General features: G+C 68.5%; 25 protein-coding genes. 18 read left to right on the forward strand and 7 right to left on the reverse strand.

Features of this window, described 5'->3' with window-relative positions; genetic code table 11:
* Nucleotides 1–20 precede the first annotated feature (20 nt).
* From WS64_RS01335 to WS64_RS01365, 7 genes are all read right to left on the reverse strand, one after another.
* Nucleotides 21–1430 (reverse strand): zinc-ribbon and DUF3426 domain-containing protein, encoded by a 1410-nt coding sequence (locus WS64_RS01335; protein ID WP_060965549.1) that lies wholly within the window; start codon nucleotides 1428–1430, stop codon nucleotides 21–23.
* 45 nt (nucleotides 1431–1475) lie between these two features.
* Nucleotides 1476–2378, reverse strand: a complete 903-nt coding sequence (prmA, locus tag WS64_RS01340; protein ID WP_059638040.1) for a 50S ribosomal protein L11 methyltransferase — start codon at nucleotides 2376–2378, stop codon at nucleotides 1476–1478.
* Nucleotides 2379–2380: 2 nt separating this feature from the next.
* On the reverse strand, nucleotides 2381–3748 hold the full coding sequence (gene accC / locus WS64_RS01345; protein WP_059638042.1) for an acetyl-CoA carboxylase biotin carboxylase subunit: 1368 nt from the start codon (nucleotides 3746–3748) through the stop codon (nucleotides 2381–2383).
* Between the two features lie 85 nt (nucleotides 3749–3833).
* Nucleotides 3834–4307: an acetyl-CoA carboxylase biotin carboxyl carrier protein gene (accB, locus tag WS64_RS01350; protein ID WP_059638044.1), complete on the reverse strand. Its 474-nt coding sequence runs from the start codon at nucleotides 4305–4307 to the stop codon at nucleotides 3834–3836.
* A gap of 66 nt (nucleotides 4308–4373) precedes the next feature.
* Nucleotides 4374–4826, reverse strand: a complete 453-nt coding sequence (aroQ, locus tag WS64_RS01355; RefSeq protein ID WP_060965550.1) for a type II 3-dehydroquinate dehydratase — start codon at nucleotides 4824–4826, stop codon at nucleotides 4374–4376.
* A 194-nt stretch (nucleotides 4827–5020) separates the two neighbouring features.
* Nucleotides 5021–5572 carry a TlpA family protein disulfide reductase gene (locus WS64_RS01360; protein ID WP_059638048.1) on the reverse strand — a complete coding sequence of 184 codons (552 nt, stop codon included), beginning with the start codon at nucleotides 5570–5572 and terminating at the stop codon, nucleotides 5021–5023.
* 7 nt (nucleotides 5573–5579) lie between these two features.
* Nucleotides 5580–6224, reverse strand: coding sequence for a hypothetical protein (locus WS64_RS01365; RefSeq protein ID WP_059580939.1), 645 nt, complete (start codon nucleotides 6222–6224; stop codon nucleotides 5580–5582).
* A gap of 247 nt (nucleotides 6225–6471) precedes the next feature.
* Here WS64_RS01365 and mpl point away from each other — a divergent pair, with 247 nt between their 5' ends.
* The 18 genes from mpl to WS64_RS01455 all read left to right on the forward strand — a co-directional run bounded on the left by mpl (nucleotide 6472) and on the right by WS64_RS01455 (nucleotide 26321).
* Entirely contained in the window at nucleotides 6472–7857 is a 1386-nt protein-coding gene (gene mpl / locus WS64_RS01370; protein ID WP_060965551.1) for a UDP-N-acetylmuramate:L-alanyl-gamma-D-glutamyl-meso-diaminopimelate ligase, read from the forward strand.
* Nucleotides 7854–8423, forward strand: coding sequence for a YqiA/YcfP family alpha/beta fold hydrolase (locus WS64_RS01375; protein ID WP_060965552.1), 570 nt, complete (start codon nucleotides 7854–7856; stop codon nucleotides 8421–8423). Before mpl ends, WS64_RS01375 begins: the two co-directional genes overlap by 4 nt.
* A gap of 80 nt (nucleotides 8424–8503) precedes the next feature.
* The gene (locus WS64_RS01380) at nucleotides 8504–10588 is read left to right on the forward strand and encodes an RNB domain-containing ribonuclease (protein ID WP_059580946.1); all 2085 of its coding nucleotides are present in this window, start codon (nucleotides 8504–8506) and stop codon (nucleotides 10586–10588) included.
* A complete protein-coding gene (gene aroE / locus WS64_RS01385; RefSeq protein WP_060965553.1) occupies nucleotides 10585–11451 on the forward strand; it encodes a shikimate dehydrogenase in 867 nt (288 codons plus the stop codon). The genes WS64_RS01380 and aroE overlap by 4 nt, the downstream gene beginning before the upstream one ends.
* Nucleotides 11452–11463: 12 nt before the next feature.
* The gene (gene mtgA, locus WS64_RS01390) at nucleotides 11464–12201 is read left to right on the forward strand and encodes a monofunctional biosynthetic peptidoglycan transglycosylase (RefSeq protein WP_060965554.1); all 738 of its coding nucleotides are present in this window, start codon (nucleotides 11464–11466) and stop codon (nucleotides 12199–12201) included.
* 423 nt (nucleotides 12202–12624) lie between these two features.
* Nucleotides 12625–14235: a S10 family peptidase gene (locus WS64_RS01395; protein ID WP_060965555.1), complete on the forward strand. Its 1611-nt coding sequence runs from the start codon at nucleotides 12625–12627 to the stop codon at nucleotides 14233–14235.
* A 76-nt stretch (nucleotides 14236–14311) separates the two neighbouring features.
* Nucleotides 14312–14710, forward strand: a complete 399-nt coding sequence (locus WS64_RS01400) for an EF-hand domain-containing protein (protein ID WP_059580955.1) — start codon at nucleotides 14312–14314, stop codon at nucleotides 14708–14710.
* Between the two features lie 350 nt (nucleotides 14711–15060).
* Nucleotides 15061–15960 carry an IclR family transcriptional regulator gene (locus WS64_RS01405; protein ID WP_060965556.1) on the forward strand — a complete coding sequence of 300 codons (900 nt, stop codon included), beginning with the start codon at nucleotides 15061–15063 and terminating at the stop codon, nucleotides 15958–15960.
* The gene (locus WS64_RS01410) at nucleotides 15957–16982 is read left to right on the forward strand and encodes a 2-dehydro-3-deoxygalactonokinase (RefSeq protein ID WP_060965557.1); all 1026 of its coding nucleotides are present in this window, start codon (nucleotides 15957–15959) and stop codon (nucleotides 16980–16982) included. The genes WS64_RS01405 and WS64_RS01410 overlap by 4 nt, the downstream gene beginning before the upstream one ends.
* A 22-nt stretch (nucleotides 16983–17004) precedes the next feature.
* Nucleotides 17005–17682, forward strand: coding sequence for a 2-dehydro-3-deoxy-6-phosphogalactonate aldolase (locus WS64_RS01415; RefSeq protein WP_060965558.1), 678 nt, complete (start codon nucleotides 17005–17007; stop codon nucleotides 17680–17682).
* The gene (locus tag WS64_RS01420; RefSeq protein ID WP_059638179.1) at nucleotides 17682–18461 is read left to right on the forward strand and encodes an SDR family oxidoreductase; all 780 of its coding nucleotides are present in this window, start codon (nucleotides 17682–17684) and stop codon (nucleotides 18459–18461) included. The genes WS64_RS01415 and WS64_RS01420 overlap by 1 nt, the downstream gene beginning before the upstream one ends.
* A 111-nt stretch (nucleotides 18462–18572) precedes the next feature.
* Entirely contained in the window at nucleotides 18573–19568 is a 996-nt protein-coding gene (locus WS64_RS01425) for an arabinose ABC transporter substrate-binding protein (RefSeq protein ID WP_059580965.1), read from the forward strand.
* Between the two features lie 67 nt (nucleotides 19569–19635).
* Complete coding sequence (gene araG, locus WS64_RS01430) at nucleotides 19636–21147, forward strand: L-arabinose ABC transporter ATP-binding protein AraG (protein WP_059638069.1); 1512 nt, start codon at nucleotides 19636–19638, stop codon at nucleotides 21145–21147.
* 88 nt (nucleotides 21148–21235) lie between these two features.
* Entirely contained in the window at nucleotides 21236–22252 is a 1017-nt protein-coding gene (araH, locus tag WS64_RS01435) for an L-arabinose ABC transporter permease AraH (RefSeq protein ID WP_059580970.1), read from the forward strand.
* 23 nt (nucleotides 22253–22275) lie between these two features.
* Nucleotides 22276–23085, forward strand: coding sequence for an SDR family NAD(P)-dependent oxidoreductase (locus WS64_RS01440; RefSeq protein ID WP_059638071.1), 810 nt, complete (start codon nucleotides 22276–22278; stop codon nucleotides 23083–23085).
* A 50-nt stretch (nucleotides 23086–23135) separates the two neighbouring features.
* Complete coding sequence (locus WS64_RS01445; protein WP_060965559.1) at nucleotides 23136–24197, forward strand: aldose 1-epimerase; 1062 nt, start codon at nucleotides 23136–23138, stop codon at nucleotides 24195–24197.
* A gap of 39 nt (nucleotides 24198–24236) precedes the next feature.
* Complete coding sequence (gene pyrF / locus WS64_RS01450) at nucleotides 24237–25064, forward strand: orotidine-5'-phosphate decarboxylase (RefSeq protein WP_060965560.1); 828 nt, start codon at nucleotides 24237–24239, stop codon at nucleotides 25062–25064.
* A gap of 198 nt (nucleotides 25065–25262) precedes the next feature.
* Nucleotides 25263–26321 (forward strand): hypothetical protein, encoded by a 1059-nt coding sequence (locus WS64_RS01455; protein ID WP_059638076.1) that lies wholly within the window; start codon nucleotides 25263–25265, stop codon nucleotides 26319–26321.
* Nucleotides 26322–26325: the final 4 nt, after the last annotated feature.

Genomic DNA, 26325 nt, shown 5'->3' on the forward strand with positions numbered 1-26325 from the left:
CGCAAGCGCGCCGCGGCGCGTCACGGATAGAAGATCTGGACGCGGAAATTCGAGGCCGGCGTGCCGTTCGTTTCGAGGCGGACGACCATCGTCTGCGTCGTGCCGGGCGGCAGCCCGGCGTCGATCGGCGTGCCCGGGCGCACGTAGTCGCGCGGCGCGAGCACGCGACGCACGGTGACGTGGTTGGTGTCGTCGAGCAGCGTGAGTTCGAGCGACGGGTACGCGAGCGCGACGCGGTAGCGGTTCGTCAGCGGCACCTTCAGTTCGAGCTCGCGCGGGCCGTCGAGCTGGCGCAGGTCGGTCGCGTCGAGCCGCAATCCGTCGATCGCGCGCGGCGGCGTGACCATGCAGCCGAGCGGCGCGCACGCCTGCCGGAACCAGCCCTGCGTGGCGGGCCAGTAGATCATCAGCGTTTCGCGCTGCCACCACGCCAGTTGCGCGGCGAGCAGGGCGACCAGCGCGGCCGCGACGAGGCCGCCGAAAAAGCCGCCGAGCATCCCGCGCCGCTGCGGCGCGCGCGTCTCGCGCGTGACGGCGAAGTGCGGACGATCGTCATCGGTCGGTGCGGTGGGGAACGGGACGGCCAGTTGGACGGCCGGCTGGGCGTCTGGCTGGGCGTCTGGCTGGATGATCGGTTCGTCGGCCGCTGCTGTCGTCGGGGCCTTGTCGTGCCGGGCGAAGGGATCGGGTTCCGATGCGGTTTCGGTTTCGGTAACGGCCGGCGCGGGCCTGAACGCAAAGCGCGGTTCGCGCGGCGCGCGTTCGTCGTCGGGCGCCGCGAAGTGCGCGGGCACGACGGGCTCGACCGGTTCGGCGGCGGTTTCCGTTTCGGGCGGCAGGTGAGCGACGAAGCGCGGCTCGCGCGGATCGCGCTCGACGGGCGCGGGCGACGACGCGGCTTCCCCGGTCTCCTGCGGTTCGTGCGGTTGCGGCGAATGCGGTTCGGCCGGTTGCTCGACAACTGCCGAGGCATCGAGCTCGGCCGGAGACGACGCGAACGGCTCGGGCGTACCCGACAGGTGGACGACGCCGGCTTCCGTGGACGGGAGCGAGAGCGGTATCAGCGGTTCGGTGCGCACGGTCTCGGCGCTGTGCTGCAGCGACGGATCGACGCCGCCGTCGAGCCACGGCGCCCACATGTCCCAGCCTTCCGGCTTGTAATCGGCGCCGGTCGGCAATTCGGGCGGCGCGTCGGAGGTGAACAGCCGAGCCGGGGCGGCCTGCTGGCGTGCGTCGCCGCCCTGCGGCGCGGCAGCCGGTTCGGTCAAGGCCGGCTCGGGCTGCCGCGCGTACTCGGGAACGAGCGATTCGGCGGCGTTGAAGACTTCGTGGCAATGCCCGCAGCGCACGAGCCCCTGGTGCAGCGAGAGCTGTTCCTGCTGCAGCCGGAAGACGGTTTCGCAATGAGGGCAGCGCGTCGCAAGAAGCATGTCGAGCCGGGCGGCCTGCTGGCCAGAGTGAAGGACAGCGCTATTCTAATGGCTTTCGCGGCGGGTTCCGGCGAGGCATACCCAACCTTCGTGCTCGCGCCAGACCGAGATGTCGACGTAGCGCGCATAGACGGCCGCCACTTCGTCGGCCTGGCGCGCGAGCACGCCGGACAGCGCGATGCGCCCGCCCGGCTTGACCTTCGACGCGAGCATCGAGGCCATCAGCTTCAGCGGGTTCGACAGGATGTTCGCGACGACGATGTCGAATTCGCCGTCCGGGCAGGCGTCGGGCAGCCCGTACGTGACTTCCGCGCGGTTGCGTTCGCTGTTCTGGCGCGCCGATTCGACCGCCTGCGGATCGATGTCGATGCCGATCACGGGGTTCGCCCCGCATTTCTTCGCGAGGATCGCGAGGATGCCCGAACCGCAGCCGTAGTCGAGCACCGACTGGCCCGGCTTCACCGACTGCTCGAGCCATTCCATGCACAGCCGGGTAGTAGGGTGGCTGCCGGTGCCGAACGCGAGGCCCGGATCGAGCTCGAGGACGAGCGCATCGGGATCGGGCGCATCGTGCCACGACGGCACGACCCAGATCCGCTCGCCGATCGGGATCGGCTCGAACTGCGACTGCGTGAGCCGCACCCAGTCCTGCTCCTCGACTTCGCGCACGACGAACTTCGGCGTCTCGGCGATGCCGATCTCGTTCGCGGCCGCCGCGAGCAGCACGGCCGGCTCGTGGTCGGCCGACAGCAGCGCGACCACGCGCGAGTGCTGCCACGCGGTGCGATCGGGCACGAGGCCCGGCTCGCCGAAGAGCGGCTGTTCGTCGGGCGTGTCGGCGTCGGCGTCCTCGACGGACACCGACAGCGCGCCGAGCTCGAGCAGCGCGTCGGACAGGGCCTCCGCATGCTCGCGGGCCAGTTCGACGACGAGTTCGCGATAACTCATGCTTACGCTTCTTCCGGTGCGACCTGCTGCTTCTGCGCGAGCCGGTTTTCGAGGTAGTGGATGCTGGTGCCGCCTTCGACGAACTTCGAGTCGATCATCAGCTCGCGGTGCAGCGGGATGTTGGTCTGGATGCCTTCGACGACCATTTCCGACAGCGCGATGCGCATCCGGCGGATCGCCTGTTCGCGCGTCGCGCCGTAGGTGATCAGCTTGCCGATCATCGAATCGTAGTTCGGCGGCACGAAATAACCATTGTATGCGTGCGAATCGACGCGCACGCCGGGGCCGCCCGGCGTATGCCACGACGTGATCCGGCCCGGCGACGGCGTGAACTTGAACGGATCTTCGGCGTTGATCCGGCATTCGATCGCATGCCCGCGGAACTGGATGTCGCGCTGGCGCAGCGCAAGCTTCTCGCCGGCCGCGATGCGGATCTGTTCCTGCACGATGTCGACGCCCGTGATCAGCTCCGATACCGGATGCTCGACCTGCACGCGCGTGTTCATCTCGATGAAGTAGAACTCGCCGTTCTCGTACAGGAATTCGAACGTGCCCGCACCGAGGTAGCCCATCTTCTTGCACGCGTCCGCGCAGCGGTCGCCGATGCGGTCGATCAGGCGGCGCGGAATGCCGGGCGCCGGCGCTTCCTCGATCACCTTCTGGTGGCGGCGCTGCATCGAGCAGTCGCGCTCGCCGAGCCAGATCGCGTTCTTGTGCGCGTCCGACAGCACCTGGATCTCGATGTGGCGCGGGTTCTCGAGGAACTTCTCCATGTACACCTGCGGGTTGCCGAACGCACGGCCGGCTTCCTCGCGGGTCATGTTGACCGCGTTGACGAGCGCGGCTTCGGTGTGCACGACGCGCATCCCGCGCCCGCCGCCGCCGCCTGCCGCCTTGATGATGACCGGATAGCCGATCGCGCGCGCAATCTTGACGATCTCCTTCGGATCGTCCGGCAACGCGCCTTCCGAGCCCGGCACGCACGGCACGCCGGTCTTGATCATCGTCTGCTTCGCGGTGACCTTGTCACCCATCATGCGGATCGTTTCCGGACGCGGGCCGATGAACGTGAAGCCCGACTGCTCGACGCGCTCCGCGAAATCGGCGTTCTCCGACAGGAAGCCGTAGCCGGGGTGGATCGCCTCGGCATCGGTGACTTCCGCGGCGCTGATCAGCGCCGGCATGTTCAGGTAGCTCAGGTTCGACGGGGCCGGGCCGATGCAGACGGCTTCGTCCGCGAGGCGCACGTACTTGGCTTCCTTGTCGGCTTCCGAGTAGACGACCACCGTCTTGACGCCGAGTTCGCGGCACGCACGCTGGATGCGCAGCGCGATTTCACCGCGGTTGGCAATGAGGATTTTTTCAAACATAGCGAGTATTCGTCTCTTCGAGGGGCGCGCGAACGGCGCCTGGCGAGCATCGGCGGCGCGCGGCCGGCTGGGCCGCGCGGCGGGCTTAGCCGATCACGAAAAGCGGCTGGCCGTATTCGACGGCCTGGCCGTTCTCGACGAGGATTTCCTTGATCACGCCGGCCTTGTCCGACTCGATCTCGTTGAGCAGCTTCATCGCTTCGATGATGCAGATCGTCTGGCCTTCCTTGACCGTGTCGCCGGCCTGCACGAACGGGTCGGCGCCCGGCGACGGCGCGCGATAGAACGTGCCGACCATCGGCGACGTCACGACGTGGCCCTGCGGAGCGGCCGGTGCGGCTGCAGCGCCGGCGGCCGGCGCGGCGGCGCCTTCGGCCGGCAGCGCGGCCGACGGAGCGGGCGCGCTGACTTGCGGGGCATACCCAGCCGTCGGCTGCACGTAGACCGGCGGCGCGTTCTTGACGATACGCACCTTGCCTTCGCCTTCCGTCACTTCCAGCTCGGAGATGCCGGATTCGGAAACGAGGTCGATCAGAGTTTTCAGCTTACGAAGATCCATCGGGAATTCCCCTTTCAATACGTGAAAGCGCCGGTTAGCGGCCGGCGCTGAATCTAGATCGCGAAATCAGCCGCGCGACGCGCCTTGCAGCTTGTCCAGCGCGTACTCGAGCGCGTACAGATAACCTTTCCAGCCGAGCCCGCAGATCACGCCTTCGGCCTGGTCGGAAAAGTAGGAGTGGTGCCTGAACGCTTCGCGGCGATGCACGTTCGACAGGTGAACCTCGACGAACGGAATGCCAACACCGGCGATCGCGTCCCGGATCGCAACGCTCGTATGCGTATACGCGGCCGGATTGATCAGGATGAAGTCGGTCTGTTCCTCCCGCGCGGCCTGGACGCGGTCGACCAGCGCACCTTCATGGTTGCTCTGGAACGACGACAGTTCGGCGCCGGCCTCCTGGGCGCGCGCGGCAAGCGCCTGATCGATCTGCGCAAGCGTGACGCGGCCGTACACCTCCGGTTCCCGGGTGCCGAGAAGGTTCAGGTTGGGGCCGTGCAACACCAGCAATCGTGTCATGGTCGCTTCTATTTCTGCGGAATTGCGCGAACTTTAGCGCTATTTAGAGAAATTTGTCTAGTTTTGCCGAACGGCCAGACGCGTCGGACCCGCAAGAATTACCGGTGCGGATGCAAAGTATCGGCGAATTCACGCGAAATTGCGGCGAATGAACGGCAAATCCCCGCGAACGCGCAGGCCGCCGCTTGCGCGGATTACAGCGCGTCGAGCGTCTTTTTCAGCTCGGCCGGCTGGATTTGTCCTAATTTTGTCTCGCGGATCTTGCCGGTTTCGTCGATGACGACGGTAAACGGCAGCGCGCCGGCGGTATTTCCGAAATTGCGGGCCAGATCGGCGCCCGCATAGCCACTGACGAAGACCGGGTAATCGACCTTCACCTTCTGCAGGAAATTCTTCACGTTCTGCTCGGAATCCACGCCGATTCCGACGAAGCGGATGCCTTTCTGCTTGTACTGATGCGACAGCGCGACGAGCTCGGGCATTTCCTCGACGCACGGGCCGCACCACGACGCCCAGAAATTGACGACGACTTTCTGGCCCTTGAAGGCGGCCAGCGTGGCCGGCTTGCCGTCGACGCCGGTGAGCGACGACGCCCACAGCTGGTCGACCGGACTGCCGTGGGCGGCCGGCGCGGCGACGGCGACGCCGTCGTCGGTCGTGCCGCGGAACCAGTGGCCGGCGGCGATCCCGCCGGCAACGGCGGCGGCCGCGACCACCGCGAGCGCCAACATGCGTTTCATCATCATCGTTGAATCATTCCGGTTCGGAAGGGGCCTCGCCTGCCGCGACGAGTGCGCGCAGCGCGGCGGCGTCCGCGCGGGCGACGCGGCCGCGCGCGTCGGCCTTCACCGCGCCGCGCAGGTCGTCGCTCGCATACAGCGCGAGATGGATGCCGATCGCGTCCACGTCGCGCCGCGGGCGCCACAGGAAACTGAGCGTCTCGACGTCGCCGCGGCCCGCGAAATGCCGCGTCTCGGACACGTCGTACTGGACGTTCTGGTTCAGCAGGTAGATCGCGACGTCCTTCGGGTTGTCGGTGAATGCCTGCAAATGGATATCCGAATGCGCGTTCGCGGTGCCGTTCAGCACGGCGCCCGTCACGTAAGGATGGAACTCGGCGAGCCGGCGCATCCAGTCGAGCGCGATCTCGCGCAGGCGGCGCAGTTCGTCCGGCTGCGTGTCGCTCTGGAACAGCGCGAGGTACTCGCGCAGTTCTTCCTCGATCTGGTCGTTATCCGGCAGCCATTCGCCCGCAACGCGCGAATCGCCCAGCAACTGGCGCGCGGCCTTGCGTTTCGCGCCGGCGTAGTCCAGCCCGTCCTCCGCGATCAGGCGGGCGGCGGACTGGGCGATTTCCTCGCGGACGCGCCGCGGGTCGACAAGAGGTTTGCGAGACATGATCCGGCAATCATACTCGATCGTCGCGGCGCCCGAGCACGGGTGCGGCGGCCCGCCGCCCGAGGGTGACGGTGCCGTTCGCCCGCATCGTTCGGGCCGCCGGGCATCGCAGGCCGTCAGTTACAATAGTGCTCTTTTGTGTCGCGGCCAGGTCGTTGGCCGGGCGCCGGCCGCACGGCCTCGCCGGCGCGCCGCACACGCATCCTTTCCGAATCGACGGCGCCCGGCGGCGCGAAAGCATTCATCTATGCACATCCACATTCTTGGCATCTGCGGCACCTTCATGGGCGGTCTCGCCGTACTCGCACGCGCGGCGGGCCACACGGTGACGGGTTGCGACGCGGGCGTCTATCCGCCGATGAGCACGCAGCTCGAGGCGCAGGGCATCACGCTGATCGAGGGCTACGGCGCCGAGCAGATCGACCTGAAGCCGGACCTGTTCGTGATCGGCAACGTCGTCACGCGCGGCAATCCGCTGATGGAGGCGATCCTCGATCGCGGCCTGCCTTACGTGTCCGGCCCGCAGTGGCTCGGCGCGCACGTGCTGGCCGGCAAGTGGGTGCTCGCCGTGGCGGGCACGCACGGCAAGACGACCACGTCGTCGATGCTCGCGTGGCTGCTGGAGGACGCGGGGCTCAACCCGGGGTTCCTGATCGGCGGCGTGCCGCTGAACTTCGGCGTGTCCGCGCGGCTCACCGATTCGAGCTTCTTCGTGATCGAGGCCGACGAGTACGACACGGCATTCTTCGACAAGCGCTCGAAGTTCGTGCACTACCGGCCGCGCACCGCGGTGCTGAACAACCTGGAATTCGATCACGCCGACATCTTCCCCGATCTTGCCGCGATCGAGACGCAATTCCATCATCTGGTGCGCACCGTGCCCGGCGTCGGGCGGATCGTCACGAACGGCCGCTCCGACGCGCTCGAGCGCGTGCTGGCGCGCGGCTGCTGGAGCGAGGTCGAACGCTTCGGCGTCGACGGCGGCTGGCAGGCGCTGCCGGCCGAGGACGGCGTGCCGGTGGACGAACGCTTCGCGGTGTATCGCCAAGCCGAGCGTGTCGGCGAAGTCGCGTGGCAGGTGCAGGGCGACCACAACCGGATGAACGCGCTCGCGGCGATCGCCGCCGCGCGCCACGTCGGCGTGCCGCCCGCGCAGGCGGCGGCTTCGCTCGCCTCGTTCCGCAACGTGAAGCGCCGCATGGAAGTGCGCGGCAGCGTGGACGGCGTGACCGTCTATGACGATTTCGCCCACCATCCGACCGCGATCGACACCACGATCGCCGGCCTTCGCGCGCGCATCGGCCGCAAGAATGCCCGCATCCTCGCGGTGCTGGAGCCGCGCTCGAACACGATGAAGCTCGGCGTGATGAAGTCGCAATTGCCGTCGAGCCTCGCCGACGCCGATCTCGTGTTCGGCTACGGCGCGCCGACCGGGCGCGATGCGCTCGGCTGGAATCTTGCCGAAGCGCTCGCGCCGCTGGGCGAGCGTGCGCGCGCATTCGACGACCTGCACGTGCTGGTGAAGGCGGTGGTCGAGGCCGCGCGCCCGGGCGACCACGTGCTCGTGATGAGCAACGGCAGTTTCGGCGGCGTGCACCAGAAGCTGCTCGACGCGCTCGGGAGCCGCACGTGATCCTGTATCTGCACGGCTTCCGGTCGTCGCCGGAATCGCAGAAGTCGCGGCTGCTCGCCGCACGGATGGCCGAACTCGGCCGCACCGGCGAGTGGCGGTGCCCGTCGCTGTCGGTGTCGCCGCTCGACGCGATCGCGATCGCGGAAGCCGAGGTCGCGGGCGCGCGCGACGTGACCGTGATCGGCAGCTCGCTCGGCGGGTATTACGCGACGTGGCTCGCCGAAAAGCATGGCTGGAAAGCCGTGCTGCTGAATCCGGCGATCGTGCCGCAGCGCGATCTCGAACAGCATCTGGGCGAGCAGCCGCTGTGGCACGGCGGCGGCACAATCGTCGTCGAGCGCCGCCACCTGCACGAACTCGACGCGCTGCGCGTGCCGGCGATCACGCGCGCCGACCGCTACTATCTGTTCGCGGCGACCGGCGACGAAGTGCTCGATTATCGCGAGATGCTCGCCCATTACCCGGGCGCGAAAACCCGCGTGATCGACGGCAGCGATCACGGGATCAGCGAATTTGCCGACTATGTCGACGACGTTCTCGCGTTTTGCGACGGAAAGACGTCATAAACCGGCCGCGTGCCGATCGAATCCCCATCATCATGCGGCGCCGCCGACGCGGCGCCCGGCAGTCTGAACGAGAGTACTGAGTGAACGTTTTCTTCGAGGAATCGGGCAGTTTCAAGGCGGGCAGCGTGCTGTCGCGCCAGGGCGACGCATTTCAGGTCGAGTTGCCCGGCGGGCGGCGCGCGAAGGTGCGCGCGAAAGACGTGCTGATCGAATTCGACAAGCCGGCCGCAAGCGAACTGATGCAGGAGGCCGACACGGCCGCGCAGCAGATCGATCTGGATTTTCTGTGGGAATGCGCGCCGGCCGACGAGTTCGCGTACACGGCGCTGGCCGCCGAATACTTCGGCGCGACGTACGGCCCGGTCGAGCGCGCCGCGCTGGTGCTGCGGCTGCACGGCTCGCCCGTCTATTTCCGCCGCAAGGGGCGCGGCCAGTACCAGCGCGCGCCGGAAGAGCAGCTCAAGATGGCGCTCGCGTCGCTCGAGCGCAAGCGCCAGCAGGCGCTCGTGCAGGCGCAGTATGAAGAGGAACTGAAGGCCGGCAAGCTGCCGGAAGCGTTCGCGGGCAAGGTGCTCGGGCTGCTGACGCGGCCGGACAAGAATTCGATCGAATACAAGGCGATGGAAGCGGCGGCCGGCGCGCGCGGCGTGTCGCCGGCGCGGCTGATGCTCGACTGCGGCGGCATCGAGTCGCCGCGTGCGCTGCACGAAGCGCGCTTTCTCGCGGAATTCTTCCCGCACGGCACGGGCTTTCCGCCCGTCACGGTCGGCCCGCTGCCGGACGACCTGCCGCGCGCGAACGTCGAGGCGTTCTCGATCGACGACATCACGACCACCGAAATCGACGACGCGTTCTCGGTCGAGCACCTGTCCGACGGCCGGGTGCGGATCGGCGTGCACATCGCGGCGCCGGCGCTCGGCATCGTGCGCGGCGACCCGGTCGACGCGATCGCGCGTGCGCGCCTGTCGACCGTCTACATGCCGGGCGACAAGATCACGATGCTGCCGGACGACGTGGTGGACGTGTTCACGCTGAAAGAGGGTGACTATCGCCCGGCGTTGTCGCTGTACATCATCGTCAACCGCGAGACGCAGGAGATCGTCGCGAACGAGACGCGCGCGGAGCTCGTGTTCGTGAAGAGCAACCTGCGCCACAACACGCTCGACGAGCTCGTCAATGAAGAGACGCTCGCGGCCGGCACCGGCGACTATCCGCACAAGGACGACATCGCCGTGCTGTGGCCGCTCGCGCAGGCGCTGTTCGAAAAGCGCCAGGTCGCGCGCGCGGGCTACGGGCTGAAGCGCGAGGTGCAGCGCAACACCGACTACAACTTCTACGTCGAAGGCGAGCACGTGACGATCACGCCGCGCCGCCGCGGCTCGCCGCTCGACCTGATCGTGTCGGAGCTCGCGATCCTCGCGAACTCGACTTGGGGCGCGTTCCTGCACGACCATACGGTGCCGGGCATCTACCGGTCGCAGCGCGGCTTCGGCGCGCCGGGCCCGAAGCGCACGCGGATGCAGACGACGGCCGCGCCGCACGAAGGCCTCGGCGTCGCGCAGTACGCATGGAGCACGTCGCCGCTGCGCCGCTACGTCGACCTCGTGAACCAGTGGCAACTGCTCGCGTGCGTGCAGCACGGCGTCACCGCGAAGCTCGCCGCGCCGTTCAAGCCGAAGGACGCCGATCTCTACGCGGTCGTGCAGGGCTTCGACGATACGTATACGGCCTACGCCGACTACCAGCGCCGGATGGAGTATTTCTGGTGCCTGCGCTGGCTCGCGCAGGAGCAGAAGAAGCAGGTCGTCGCGAGCGTCGTGAAGGGCGATCTCGTGCGCCTCGAGGAAATCCCGCTGCTGCTGCACGTGCCGGGGCTCGGCGTGCATGCGCGCGGCACGCGCGTGCTGCTCGACGTGATGTCGCTCGACGAGCTGACGATCGAGGCGTCGGTGCGGCTCTTGAACGTGCTCGACGCGCCGACCGTGACGAGCGGCGACGCGGCCGACGACGAGGATGACGCCGAAGGCGGCGACGACACGCTGGTCGACGCGCAAGACGCGTCGGCGCAAGCCGAGGCCGAGGCGCTGGCCGAATCGGGCGACGCGGCGGCAGAGGGCGGCGAGGCCGCGGGCGGCAACGACGGCGAAGCGGGGCGCGCATCATGAACGCAACTGCGTCGACGAGCAGCGCCGACCGCTATGTCGTGTTCGGCAACCCGGTGGCGCACAGCAAGTCGCCGTTCATCCACGCGCAGTTCGCCGCGCAGACCGGCGAGCCGATCGAGTACACGCACCGGCTCGCGCCGGTCGACGGGTTCGAGGCCGCCGTGCGCGCGTTCGTCGCCGAAGGCGGACGCGGCGCGAACGTGACGGTGCCGTTCAAGCTCGACGCGCATGCGCTCGCCGATACGCTGTCGCCGCGCGCGGCGGCGGCCGGTGCGGTGAACACGCTGCGCATCGACGCCGACGGCCGCCTCCACGGCGACAACACCGACGGCGTCGGCCTCGTGCGCGACATCGAGGCGAATCTCGGCGTGTCGCTCGCCGGTGCGCGCATCCTGCTGCTCGGCGCGGGCGGCGCCGCGCGCGGCGTCGTGCTGCCGCTGCTCGACCGCGCGCCGCTGTCGATCGAAATCGTGAATCGCACCGCGAGCAGGGCCGAGGCGCTCGTCGGCCAGTTCATGCAGGCCGCGCACGATGCGGGCTGCACGCTCGCGGGCGGCGGCCCTGGCGTCGTGCGCGCCGAGCCGTACGACGTGGTGATCAATGCGACGGCCGGCAGCCTCGATGCCGCGCTGCCGGAATGCGACGCGGCCGCGTTCGGCACGGGCACGCTCGCGTACGACATGATGTACGGCGCGCAGCCGACCGTGTTCATGCAGCACGCGGCGTCGCTCGGCGCGCGCACGGCCGACGGGCTCGGGATGCTCGTCGAACAGGCCGCCGAATCGTTCTTCATCTGGCGCGGCGTGCGGCCGGACGGTGCGCCGGTGCTGGCCGCGCTGCGCCAGGCGCTCGCGGCGAGCTGAACGGAGCGGCACGTGGTGGCGGTGAGCGGCATGCAGCGCACGCGCACGGTGAGCGTCGCTCGCTGGCTCGTCTACGCAGGGTCGGTGTTCGCGCTCGCGTGGCTCGCGACGCAACTGTTCTATCTCGCGCAGATCGCGCTGTGGTCGTTCGTGAATCCGGGCTCGACCGCATTCATGCGCACCGACGCGTGGTGGCTGTCGCGCGACACGCCGCCCGCGCAAATCCGGCACCAGTGGGTGCCGTACGACCAGATCTCGCGCAACCTGAAGCGTGCGCTGATCGCCTCCGAGGATTCGACGTTCGCGACCAACAACGGCTACGACGTCGACGCGATCCTGCAGGCGTGGGAGAAGAACAAGGCGCGCGGCAGGATCGTCGCGGGCGGCTCGACGATCACGCAGCAGCTCGCCCGTAACCTGTTCCTGTCGCGCGAGAAGAGCTACATCCGCAAGGGGCAGGAGCTCATCATCACGTGGATGCTCGAAACGGTGCTCGACAAGGAACGCATCTTCGAGATCTACCTGAATTCGGTCGAATGGGGCCGCGGCGTGTACGGCGCCGAGGCGGCCGCACGCTATTACTACAGGATTCCCGCGAGCCGGCTCGGCGCGTGGCAGTCGGCGCGTCTCGCGGTCATGCTGCCGAAGCCGCGCTGGTTCGATGCGCATCGCGGCTCGGCCTACCAGGCGCAGCGTGCGGCGGTCATCGCGCGCCGGATGGGGGCGGCCGAGCTGCCGCAATCCGAGTAAGCGGCGCCGCGCCGCTGCATTGTCCGTTCTGCCGTTGGCGCACGGTTGCTGCACCGCAGCGCATTCATGTCGCGATCATGTCGGGCCGGATCCTTTAGACGAATCCGTCTATTTCGATTTCCTGAGCAATATCGGCGACTACCTGCTTTTGTTGACCGGCATCGCACGAAACGGGTGCTTTTTTAGTCGTTTCCGGTCAACGCGAAAGTCCGCGAAAGCGACGTGAAATGCAACGTTTCGCGAATCGAAGCATTCCTGAAAGGTGTGCGCCGCACCGGCCGCACGCCAAATATTTCCAAATTTTTCAAAGCCGGCGGGCTCGCGTATATTGGCCGGCGCCTCGGCTCATCGGCCGCAATCGAGGCGGGGGGCGGCTTATCCGGCTGCTCGACACGAAAAACATCCGAGAGAAGGAACGCAACGATGCCAGCGAGCAAAGCGAAGCTGTTGTTGGGGGTGGTGTGTTCTTCGCTGATTCTGACGGCCTGCAACGACGACGTGACGTCGTCCGCTGCGGCGAGCGCCGCGAATTCAGCCGATCCCGCCGGTCAGGTCGACCGCGCGTACAACGATCCGAACAGTTATTCGTCGAGCGCCACCGCGTCGCTCGACGCGGCCGCCGCGGTCGAAAAGGCGGCCGTCACGCACCACCAGATCACGCTGAACGGCAAGACGATCCGGTACACGGCCACCGCCGGCCACCTCGTCGCCCGCAATCCGCAGACGGGCGCGCCCGAAGCGTCGTTCTTCTACGTCGCCTACACGGCCGACAACCAGCCCGCCGCGAAGCGGCCCGTCACGTTCCTGTACAACGGCGGCCCCGGTTCGGCCTCGGTGTGGCTGCATCTCGGCTCGTTCGGCCCGCGCCGGATCCAGACTGGCGACCCGAACGCGAACACGTCGACGTTCCCGTTCGTCGACAACCAGGACACGCTGCTCGACACGACCGACCTCGTGTTCGTCGATGCGATCGGCACCGGCTTTTCGGAGGCAATCGCGCCGAACACGAACCAGACGTTCTGGGGCGTCGACCAGGACGCCGGCGCATTCCGCGATTTCGTGACGCGCTACCTGAACGTGAACCAGCGCGGCGCTTCGCCGAAATACCTGTTCGGCGAGTCGTACGGCACGCCGCGCACCGACGTGCTCGCGAACCTGCTCGAGACGGCCGGCGTGAAGCTCGACGGCATCGTGCTGCAGTCGTCGATCCTGAACTACAACACCAACTGCGACATGGCGAGCGACTATGTCGGCAACTCGAACAACGGCGCGAGCCCGGTGAGCTGCGCGGGCTTCGTGCCGTCGTACGGCACGGTCGGCGCGTACTACCAGCTCGACAACCCGAACCCGTCGAACCTGCCGCAGTATGCGGACCAGATGCGCCTGCTGACGGCCGGCAGCTACGCGCCCGCCGTGAACGCGTACCTCGCGAGCCACACGCCGCCGCCGCCGAACCTGGTCACGACGATGGTGAATTCGACCGGCGTGAAGCAGGCGCTGTGGAATGCGGACTTCAACGTGGTCCCGACCTTCTTCGACAACAGCTTCCAGTTGTCGCTCGTTCCGGGCACGCTGATCGGCCGCTACGACGCACGCGTGAATGTGCCCCTGTCGAGCCCGCTCGCGGCCGACGGCGATCCGTCCAGCTCGTTCATCACGAAGCCGTTCACCGACACGATCGGCAGCTACCTGCCGAACGAACTGAAGTACACCGCGCAGTCGGCCTACTCGGTGAGCAGCAATGCGATCAACACGTGGGACTGGACGCACGACGGCCTCGCGATGCCCGACACGATCCCCGATCTGGCCGCGGCGCTGACGCTGAACCCGCAGTTGAAGGTGCTGTCGCTGAACGGGTATCACGACATCGCGACGCCGTTCTACCAGACCGAGCTCGACCTCGCGCGGCTCGGCACGCAACCGAACCTGACGATCAAGGACTATCAGGGCGGGCACATGGTCTATCTCGACGATACGTCGCGTCCGCAGGAGAAAGCCGACCTCGTGACCTTCTACAGCGCGGCCGCGCACTGATGCGCGAGGCCGGCGACAGGCGCCCTCGGCGGCGCCGCTCGCCGGCAGTCGACCTCATTCCAGACTGGAGCCTGACATGAAGAATCGTTTCATCGTCGTTGCCGCGGCGCTCGCATGCGTCGGCGCCGCCACATCCGTTTCCGCGTTCGCGCAGGCGAGCGACGCCGTCGCGCCGGCGCGTGCGCGCCAGGCGCAGCTCGGCGATCCGTACGTGCCGCCGGCCGCGCGCCACGCGAGCGCCGGCACGCAGACGACCGGCGCCGCACTGCATGCGCAGGTGGTGCGCAAGCTCGCGCGGCAGTTCAGCGCGGCCGATACGCAGAACACGGGTTCGATCACCGAGTCGCAGGCGCGCGCGGCCGGCCTCGGCTACGTCGCGAACCACTTCCGGCAGATCGATGCGGGCGGCAGCGGCCGCGTGTCGTTCGCCGACGTACAGCGCTACATGCAGGCGCGCGGCACGAGCCAGCAGTAAGCGCGGGACGCGGTGAGCAAACGGGGGCGGAACCTGCGGCACGGCGGGTTCCGCCCCCGTGCGCATCGCCCGGCGGTTGCGCGAGCCCCCGGGTCGATCTCGCCTGAATTCTCATTATCTGGACAACGCATTCAAATATTGGAGCCGAGTGCGTGCGCTCCTACAATCCGAAGCACATCGACAGCTTCGGACCCACGCATCGCGCGGCGCCCGTCGCACACGGAGACACCTTCCATGAAGTTCGCCGGGCGCTTTACTCGGTGCATCGACCGCCGCCACGCCGCAGCACGGGACGCAGTTCCGGCGCCGCGCGAGCGGCTTCACCGATTCCGTTGAAGAAGCCCCGCCCCATGACCAAGATGCCAGACTCCCTTGCCCTCGACGCCCGGCGCACGATGCCGGCCGAACCGTCGCTGACCGACAGCATCGGCGCGACCAGCACGCCGCTCGACCTCGCCGCGCAGCAGGCCGGCACGCAGACGCTGCTGCGCGGCCTCGCGATCCTCGAGGCGATCGCGAACGGCGCGCGCGACATGCGTGCGATCGGCGCCGCGCTCGGCACGACGCGCAGCACGACGCATCGCCTGGTCAGCAGCCTCGTGCAGGCGCGCTATCTGCGCCAGGTGCAGGGCGGCTACCTGCTCGGCCCGAAGCTGATCGAGCTCGGCACGATCGCGCTCGAACAGATGCCGCTCACCGCGGTGGCGCGTCCGCATCTGGAGGCGCTCGCGGAAGCGACGCTCGATACGATCCATCTCGGCGTGCGCGACGGCGACGACGTGCTGTACATCGACAAGATTCCCGGCACGCGCGGCCTCGAGATGCGCTCGCGCGTCGGCCACCGGATGCCGCTTGCGTCGACCGGCATCGGCAAGGCGATGATGCTCGACCTCGATCCCGAGCTGTGGCGCTCGCTGTTCGAGGCCGCGCGGCGCGCGCTGGCCGGCGTCAACTTCAAGCCCGACAACCGGCCCGAGACGAATGCGTTCCTGCAGCGCATGGCCCATTACGCGGCCGGCGGCTATACGTTCGATCTCGAGGAAAACGAGGCGTCGATCCGCTGCGTGGCCGCGCCGATCCGCGACGCGTCGGGCGCGATCGTCGCGGCGGTGTCGGTCGCGAGCACGATTCCGTACATGCCGCACGACCGGATGGACGAACTGATTCCGCTCGTGCAGCGCGAAGCGCGAGCCATTTCCGCGGAACTGGGCTGGAGCCCGCCGCAGGGTACCCGCAGGATCAAACGATGACGACTTCGACCCGGCCCGTTCCGGATGCCTGTTCCGCCGCCCCGTCGCTGATCGCGCTCGACTGGGGCACCACGTCGCTGCGCGCCTATCTGTACGACGCGCACGGCGTGCCGATCGACACGCGCAGCCGGGCGGCCGGCGTGATGCACGTGCCGGGCGGCGGCGCGCGTGCGTTCGACGCGGTGTTCGAGGAAGCGTGCGGCGACTGGCTCGACCGCACGCCCGGCCTGCCGGTGCTCGCCGCCGGGATGGTCGGCAGCGCGCAGGGCTGGCGCGAAGCGCCGTACGTCGCGGTGCCGGCCGGCGCCGACGCGCTCGTCGCGGGCCTCATCACGGTGACGACGGCGCGGGGCGCGACAGTCTCGATCGTGCCGGGCGTGATCGCGACGGGCGATTTGCCCGACGTGATGCGCGGCGAAGAAACGCAGATCGTCGGCGCGCTCGCGAGCGATCCCACGCTTGGCGCCGATCGTTCAGGCGTACTGATCGGCTTGCCGGGCACGCATGCGAAATGGGCGTGGGTGAAGGACGGGCTGATCGAACGCTTCCAGACCTTCATGACCGGCGAGCTGTTCGCGGTGCTGCGCGATCACACGATCCTCGGCCGCACGATGCGCGCGGGTGCGTCGCCCGACCGTGGCGCGTTCGTGCGCGGCGTGGCGGTCGCGCGCGGCGCGCGGCACACGGGGCTGCTCGCGACGATTTTCAGCACGCGCACGCTCGGCCTGACCGACCGGCTCGCACCCGATGCGCAGGGCGACTACCTGTCCGGCCTGCTGATCGGCCATGAGCTCAATGCGCTCGACGCGATGCTCGCGGAGCGCGGCATCGCGCTCGCGGACCAGCCGCTGCTGCTGATCGGCGACCACGGCCTGTGTTCGCGCTACGTCGATGCGCTCCAGGTATTCGGCCATGCGCATGCGCGTGTCGCCGCGCAGGCGACCGAGCGCGGCCTGTGGCGGATCGCGTCGCGCGCCGGGCTCGTGCGCGCGGACGGCGAGCCCGTCTGCGCCGACCAATGAACTGCTTGCAGAGGAATCCTCGATGCCGTCCGACCTGACATTGCCCGCGCCGTACACGCCCCACGCCGCCCTGATGCGCGCGTTCGATGCGTGCCCGCTGATCGCGATCATGCGTGGCATCACGCCCGCGGAAGCGGCCGACCACGGCCGCGCGCTCTACGAAGCCGGCTTCCGGATCGTCGAGGTGCCGCTGAACTCGCCGGAGCCGTTCGACAGCATCGCGGCGCTGCGCCGTGCGTTGCCCGACGACATGATCGTCGGCGCGGGCACCGTGCTGCGCGCCGAGTACGTCGACCGCGTGCAGGACGCGGGCGGCGCGCTGATCGTGATGCCGCACAGCGATGCGGCCGTGATCCGCCGCGCACGCGAGCGCGGGCTGGCGAGCGCGCCGGGCGTCGCGACGCCGACCGAAGCATTCGCGGCGCTGACGAACGGCGCCGACGTGCTGAAGATGTTCCCGGCCGAGCAGCTCGGCGTGACGGTCGTGAAGGCGTGGCGCGCGGTGATCGACCGTGCGGTGCCGCTGGTTCCGGTCGGCGGGATCGCACCGGACAACATGCGGCCGTTTCTCGACGCCGGCGCGAACGGTTTCGGGCTCGGCTCGGCGCTGTACCGTCCCGGCCGGTCGGCGGATACGACCGCGGCGAATGCGCGCGCGTTCCAGGCCGGCTTGCGCGCGGCACGCGGCGGAGCCGCATGATGGGCCGCCTCGCGGGCAAGGTCGCGATGGTGACGGGCGCGGGCCGCGGCATCGGCGCCGCGATCGCGCGTGCGTTCGTGCGCGAAGGCGCGGCCGTCGCGCTCGTCGATCTCGACTTCCCGCAGGCGCAGCACACGGCCGCCGCGATCGCACACGAATGCGACGGCGCGCGCGTGCTGCCGCTGCAGGCGGACGTCGCGCGGCAGCAGGCGGTGCGCGATGCGCTCGCGCGGACGGAAGCGGCGTTCGGCCCGCTCGACGTGCTCGTGAACAACGCGGGCATCAACGTGTTCGCCGATCCGCTGACGATGACCGACGACGACTGGCGGCGCTGCTTCGCGGTCGATCTCGACGGCGTGTGGCACGGCTGCCGCGCGGCGCTGGAGGGCATGGTCGAGCGCGGTCGCGGCAGCATCGTGAACATCGCGTCGACGCATGCGTTCAGGATCATCCCGGGCTGCTTTCCATACCCGGTCGCGAAGCACGGCGTGCTCGGTCTCACGCGTGCGCTCGGCATCGAATACGCGGCGCGCAACGTGCGCGTGAACGCGATCGCGCCGGGCTACATCGAGACGCAACTGACGCGCGACTGGTGGGACGCGCAGCCCGATCCGGCCGCCGCGCGCGCCGAGACGCTCGCGCTGCAGCCGATGAAGCGGATCGGCAAACCGGAGGAGGTCGCGATGACGGCCGTGTTCCTGGCGTCCGACGAGGCGCCGTTCATCAACGCCGCGTGCATCACCGTCGATGGCGGGCGCGCGGCGCTGTATCACGACTGACACGATTGACGTAACGATTCGAAAGACCGCACGTGCGACGGCCGCGCGCACGCTGCGTCGAAACCAACAAGCGGCTGCATCCTGTTCGATGAAAACAAGGAGACACTGGAGATGAAACGCAGAACGTTCGTAACGCTGGCCGCCGCGGCCGCGGTGGTGATGGGCAGCCCGGTCGCGCACGCGGCCGACCCGGTCAAGATCGGCTTCCTGGTGAAGCAGCCGGAAGAGCCGTGGTTCCAGGACGAGTGGAAATTCGCCGAGATCGCCGCGAAGCAGAAGGGCTTCACGCTCGTGAAGATCGGCGCGCCGTCCGGCGAGAAGGTGATGAGCGCGATCGACAACCTGTCCGCGCAGAAGGCGCAGGGCTTCATCATCTGCACGCCTGACGTGAAGCTCGGGCCGGGCATCGTCGCGAAGGCGAAGTCGCACAACCTGAAGATGATGACGGTCGACGACCGCCTCGTCGACGGCGCGGGCAAGCCGATCGAGTCGGTGCCGCACATGGGGATTTCCGCATACAACATCGGCAAGCAGGTCGGCGACGGCATCGCGGCCGAGATCAAGAAGCGCGGCTGGGACATGAAGGACGTCGGTGCGATCGACATCACCTACGAGCAGTTGCCGACCGCGCACGACCGCACGAGCGGCGCGACCGACGCGCTGGTGGCCGCCGGCTTCCCGAAGGCGAACGTGATCGCGGCGCCGCAGGCGAAGACCGACACCGAGAACGCGTTCAACGCGGCGAACATCGCGCTCACGAAGAACCCGCAGTTCAAGCACTGGGTCGCGTACGGCCTGAACGACGAGGCCGTGCTCGGCGCGGTGCGCGCGGCCGAAGGGCGCGGCTTCAAGGCCGACAACATGATCGGCATCGGCATCGGCGGTTCCGATTCGGCGTTGAACGAGTTCAAGAAGCCGCAGCCGACGGGCTTCTACGGCACCGTGATCATCAGCCCGAAGCGCCACGGCGAGGAAACCTCGGACCTGATGTACGCGTGGATCACGCAGGGCAAGGCGCCGCCGCCGCTGACGCTGACGACGGGCATGCTCGCGACGCGCGAGAACGTGTCGAAGGTGCGCGAGGAGATGGGGCTCGCATCGAAGTAAGCGGCCCGCCGGCTGCCGCGGCGACGCGGCGGCCGACGGTCGATGGATCTGGAAGTGGGGAGACGACGTGTCAGCGGCACTGCGTTTTGACAATATCGGCAAGGTATTTCCCGGCGTGCGCGCACTCGACGGCATTTCGTTCGACGTGCATGCGGGCGAGGTGCATGGCCTGATGGGCGAGAACGGCGCGGGCAAGTCGACGCTGTTGAAGATTCTCGGCGGCGAATACCAGCCCGACGCGGGCAGCGTGCTGGTCGACGGCCAGCCCGTGCAGTTCGCGAATGCGGCCGCGTCGATCGCGGCCGGCATCGCGGTGATTCACCAGGAATTGCAGTACGTGCCCGATTTGACGGTCGCGGAAAACCTGCTGCTCGGCCGCCTGCCGAACGCGTTCGGCTGGGTCAGGAAGCGCGAGGCGAAGCGTTACGTGCGCGAGCGGCTCGCCGAGATGGGCGTCGATCTCGACCCCGACGCGCGGCTTGGGCGGCTGTCGATCGCGCAGCGGCAGATGGTCGAGATCTGCAAGGCGCTGATGCGCAATGCACGCGTGATCGCGCTCGACGAACCGACGAGCTCGCTGTCGCATCGCGAGACGGAAGTGCTGTTCAAGCTGGTCGACGATCTGCGCGCGCAGGGCCGTGCGCTGATCTACATCTCGCACCGGATGGACGAGATCTACCGGCTGTGCGACGCGTGCACGATCTTCCGCGACGGGCGCAAGATCGCGTCGCACGAGGCGCTGGCCGACGTGCCGCGCGAGCGGCTCGTCGCCGAGATGGTGGGGCGCGAGATCGCCGACATCTACCATTACGCGCCGCGCGCGCTCGGCGACGTGCGGTTTTCCGCCGAAGGCGTCGACGGCCCGGCGCTGCGCGAACCGGCGAGCTTCTCGGTGCGCGCGGGCGAGATCGTCGGCTTCTTCGGGCTCGTCGGCGCCGGCCGCAGCGAGCTGATGCGGCTCGTGTACGGCGCGGACCGCCGGCGCGCGGGCGTGCTGACGCTCGACGGCCAGCGCATCGACGTGAAGCGCACCGGCGACGCGATCCGCCACGGCATCGTGCTGTGCCCGGAGGACCGCAAGGAAGAAGGAATCATCGCGATCGCGTCGGTCGCGGAGAACATCAACATCAGTTGCCGCCGCCATTCGCTGCGTGCGGGGCTCTTCATCAACGGCAAGACCGAAAGCGAAACGGCCGACCGCTTCATCCAGCGGCTGAAGATCAAGACGCCGAACCGGCGCCAGAAGATCCGCTTCCTGTCGGGCGGCAACCAGCAGAAGGCGATCCTGTCGCGCTGGCTCGCGGAGCCCGACCTGAAGGTCGTGATCCTCGACGAGCCGACGCGCGGAATCGACGTCGGCGCGAAGCACGAGATCTACGACGTGATCTACCGGCTCGCGGAGCGCGGCTGCGCGATCGTGATGGTGTCGTCGGAGCTGCCGGAAGTGCTCGGCGTGTCCGACCGCATCGTCGTGATGCGCGAAGGGCGGATCGCCGGCGAGCTGGCGCGCGCCGACGCGAACGAGCACGCGGTGCTGAACCTCGCGCTGCCGCAGACGAGCGCGGTCGAGGCGGCCTGACGCGGCCGGCTACGTCCGGACAAGCCCGGGACAATCGAATCGAACACGCGCGGCGCGGGCCGCGCGATGCAGGAGCAGGAGACACACCATGCAAGCCAACGAAAACCTTGCCAGCGCCGCCGTGAAGCCGTCGGCCGACGCGCTGGTTCCGCAGCAGAGCGACCGCCAGAAGTGGTGGCAGCATCTGACCGAATACAGCCTGATCGCGATCTTCGCGGTGATGTTCATCACGATGTCGCTGACCGTCGATCACTTCTTCTCGATCGACAACATGCTCGGCCTCGCGCTGTCGATCTCGCAGATCGGCATGGTCGCGTGCACGATGATGTTCTGTCTCGCGTCGCGCGACTTCGACCTGTCGATCGGCTCGACCGTCGCGTTCTCCGGCGTGCTGTGCGCGATGGTGCTGAACGCGACCGACAACACGTTCGTCGCGATCGTCGCCGCGGTCGCGGCCGGCGCCGCGATCGGCTTCGTGAACGGCGCGGTGATCGCGTACCTGCGCATCAACGCGCTGATCACGACGCTCGCGACGATGGAGATCGTGCGCGGGCTCGGCTTCATCGTGTCGAAGGGGCAGGCGGTCGGCGTGTCGTCGGATACGTTCATCGCGCTCGGCGGGCTGTCGATGTTCGGCGTGTCGCTGCCGATCTGGGTCACGCTGCTGTGCTTCATCGGGTTCGGCGTGCTGTTGAACCAGACCATCTATGGCCGCAACACGCTCGCGATCGGCGGCAATCCGGAAGCGTCGCGGCTCGCGGGGATCAACGTCGAACGCACGCGCGTGTACATCTTCCTGATCCAGGGCGCGGTGACGGCGCTCGCGGGCGTGATCCTCGCGTCGCGCATCACGTCGGGCCAGCCGAACGCCGCGCAAGGCTTCGAGCTGAACGTGATTTCCGCGTGCGTGCTCGGCGGCGTGTCGCTGATGGGCGGCCGCGCGACGATCTCGGGCGTCGTGATCGGCGTGCTGATCATGGGCACCGTCGAGAACGTGATGAACCTGCTGAACATCGACGCGTTCTACCAGTACCTCGTGCGCGGCGCGATCCTGCTCGCGGCCGTGCTGCTCGACCAGTTGAAGAACCGCGGCGTACGCGACTGACCGAATCCACGGAGACGACACGCATGACCATCGACCCATCAGCGCAGGGCACGCACGCGGCGGCGAGCGATGCGCGCTATGCGCGCTACCCGAGCCTCGAGGATCGCGCGGTGCTGATCACGGGCGGCGCGACCGGCATCGGCGCGTCGTTCGTCGAGCACTTCGCCGAACAGGGCGCGCGCGTCGCGTTCGTCGATCTCGACGCGGCGGCCGGCGCCGCGCTGGCCGAACGCCTCGCGCACGTGCGCCATGCGCCGCTGTTCCTGTCCTGCGATCTGACCGACATCGACGCGCTGCGCCGGGCGATCGACGCGATCCGTGCGCGCATCGGCGCGATCGCGGTGCTCGTGAACAACGCGGCGAACGACGCGCGCCATGCGATCGGCGACGTGACGCCGGCGTCGTTCGACGCGGGCATCGCGGTGAACCTGCGTCACCAGTTCTTCGCCGCGCAGGCGGTGATCGACGACATGAAGCGGCAGGGCGGCGGCTCGATCGTCAATCTCGGCTCGATCAGCTGGATGCTGAAGAACGGCGGCTATCCCGTCTACGTGATGGCGAAGGCGGCCGTGCAGGGCCTGACGCGCGGCCTCGCGCGCGATCTCGGCCCGTTCGGCATCCGCGTGAATTCGCTGGTGCCCGGCTGGGTGATGACCGACAAGCAGCGCCGGCTGTGGCTCGACGACGCGGGCCGCGCGGCGATCAAGGCCGGCCAGTGCATCGACGCCGAACTGCTGCCGGCCGACCTCGCACGGATGGCGCTGTTTCTCGCGGCCGACGACAGCCGGATGATCACCGCGCAGGACGTGATCGTCGACGGCGGCTGGGCCTGACCGTTCGCACCGACCTGCATCGTTTCTTCGACGAAGGAAAGGAGCTCACCATGACCGCCACGTCCTCGCGCGCATCGTCGTCCACCAGCCAGTCGCGCCGCGCGCGCCTGGCCGCCGCCGCCCAGCCGGTCAGCCCCGGCCCGCAGACGGCCGTGTTCGCGCAGGGCGTCGGCGCCGCGCATGCGGCGGCCGTCACGCTGTCGAACGCGTCGCTGCGGCTCGACGTGCTGCCGCACCTCGGCGGCGGCATCGCGCGCTTCGACTGGCGCGGCGACAACGGCGCGCTGATGCCGGTGTTCCGCCGTTGCGAGCACCCGGAGACGGCGACGGACCCGAACGAGCTCGCATGCTACCCGCTGCTGCCGTACTCGAACCGGATCGGCGGCGGGCGCTTCGAATGCGACGGGCGCAAGGTCGCGGTGCCGCGCAACCGCCGCGACGAGCCGCTGCCGATCCACGGCGACGGCTGGCTCGCGCCGTGGCAGGTGGACGATGCGACCGACACGTCGCTGCAACTGTCGCTCGATCGTGCGGCCGGCGCGCCGTATGCGTTCCACGCGATCCAGTCGTTCGAACTCGACGACGCGACGCTGTCGATCGCGCTGACGATCGAGAACGCCGGGCGCGCGCGGCTGCCGTTCGGGCTCGGCGTGCATCCGTTCCTCGTGCGCGATACGGAGACCGAGCTGGCCGCGGCGGCGGGCGGCCTGTGGCTGTCGGGCGCCGATTTCCTGCCGGTGCGGCACGTCAGCGTGCCGCCGGCCTGGCAGTTCGGCGTCGCGTATCCGCTGCCGGCCACGCTCGTCAATCACGCGTTCACCGGCTGGGGCGGCCACGCGACGGTGAGCTGGCCGCGCCGCCGGCTGTCGCTGACCGTCGCGGCCGACGCCGACGCGTACGTGCTCTATACGCCGCCGGGCGAGGATTTCTTCTGCTTCGAGCCGGTCGATCATCCGATCAATGCGGTGAACCTGCCGGGCGGCGCGGCCGCGCACGGGATGACGCTGCTCGCGCCCGGCGAGCGGCTCACGCGGCGCTTCGCGTTCACGGTCGAGCGCGCCGATGCGCGCGGCAATGGCGCGACACGCGAGGCAGCGCGGCGACGCGGGTAAAATACGCGGTCTACCAACGGTTTGCCGCGAGTATCCGCCATGTCTTCCCCGCTTACTTTCATCGAATCGCTGCGCGCCGCGTGGCAGCGCACGAATTCGCTGCTGTGCGTCGGCCTCGATCCCGAGCCGTCGCGCTTTCCCGTGCAGTTCGACGGCCAGCCCGACGCGATCTTCGAATTCTGCCGGCAGATCGTCGACGCGACCGCGCCGTATGCGAGCGCGTTCAAGCCGCAGATCGCGTACTTCGCCGCGCATCGCGCGGAAGACCAGCTCGAGCGGCTGATCGCGCACATCCATCTCCAGCATCCGGGCCTGCCGGTGATCCTCGACGCGAAGCGCGGCGACATCGGCAGCACGGCCGAGCAGTACGCGCGCGAGGCGTTCGAGCGCTATCGCGCGGACGCCGTCACGGTGAACCCGTACATGGGCTACGACTCGGTCGAGCCGTACTTCGAGCATGAAGGCAAGGGCGTGATCGTGCTGTGCCGCACGTCGAACCCGGGCGGCTCGGACCTGCAGTTCCTCGATACGAACGGGCGGCCGCTGTATCAGGTCGTCGCCGATCTCGCGGCGAACAAGTGGAACGCGAAGAACGGCCAGCTCGGCCTCGTGGTGGGCGCGACGTTCCCGAAGGAAATCGAGATCGTGCGCGGGATCGTCGGCGACATGCCGCTCCTGATCCCCGGCATCGGCGCGCAGGGCGGCGACGTGCAGGCGACCGTCAACGCGGGCCGCACGGCCGACGGCACCGGGATGATGATCAACTCGTCGCGCGCGATCCTGTATGCGAGCAAGGGCGAGGATTTCGCCGAAGCCGCGGCGCTCGCCGCGCGGAAGACGCGCGACACGATCAACGCGCATCGCTGAAATACCGGCCGCCCGGTCGGGCGGCCTTCGACCGCCGCGCCCGCGTTCGCGGGCCGCGCGCCTTCATCGTGTATTCGCCGTCCTGGCGCACGCGAACAATTTCCCGTCGCTTCCGTATTGCACGTGCGCAATTTAGTCGCGCCATGCTGCCGTTTGTCACCGATCCGTCACGAAAATGTCAAGAAAAGGAGCGACGCCATGCCCAAGCTGTCCCGCCGTCTTCTGAGCGCGTTCGCCGCGTCGCTGTGCATGACGTTCGCCCATGCGGCGGACCTGTCGCACTGGCCCGCCGACAGCGCGAAGGCGTTGAACGCGATGATCGCCGCACACGCGAACCGGGGCGACTACGCGGTGTTCGACGCCGACAACACGACCTACCGCTACGACCTCGAGGAATCGCTGCTGCCGTATCTCGAGAACCACGGCGTGCTGACGCGCGACTCGCTCGACCCGTCGCTCAAGCTGATCCCGTTCAAGGATTCCGCGGACTACAAGGAATCGCTGACGAGCTACTACTACCGGCTGTGCGAGATCGACGATCTGGTCTGCTATCCGTGGATCGCGCAGGCGTTCGCCGGGCAGTCGCTCGCCAGCCTGAAGCGCCACGTCGACGCGATGCTCGCCGACGGCAAGCCGATCCCGATCCGCTACTGGCAGGGCGACAAGGTGGTCGACGGCACGGTGAATCCGCCGCGCTTCTTCCGCGGGATGCAGGAGCTGTACAACGCGCTGCGCGAGAACGGCATCGACGTCTACGTGATGACGGCCGCGCACGAGGAACTCGCGCGGCTCGTGCTGTCCGACCCGAAGTACGGCTACAACGTGAAGCCGCAGAACGTGATCGGCGTGACGACGCTGCTGCGCGACCCGGCCACCGGCGCGCTGACCACGTCGCGGCTGCAGATCAAGGCCGGCAAATACGACGAGGCCGCGAACCGCAACCTCGTGATCACGCCGTTCCTGATGAACCCGATGACGTGGTACGAAGGCAAGCTCGGCTCGATCGTCGGCTGGATCGACCAGTGGAAGAAGCCGGTGCTCGTCGCGGGCGACACGCCGAGCTCCGACGGCTACATGCTGCTGAACGCGACCGACGTCGCGCGCGGCGGCGTGCGCGTGTGGGTCAACAAGAAGGACAAGCAGATGGCGCAGATCCGCGCGTGGTCGGACGAATCGGCCGCGAAGCAGAAGGCGCTCGGCCTGCCGGTGACGGCGGACAAGAACTGGATCGTCGTGAAGCCCGACGCGATCCAATAAGCGG

The sequence above is a fragment of the Burkholderia anthina genome (assembly GCF_001547525.1).
Taxonomy (GTDB): Bacteria; Pseudomonadota; Gammaproteobacteria; order Burkholderiales; family Burkholderiaceae; genus Burkholderia; species Burkholderia semiarida.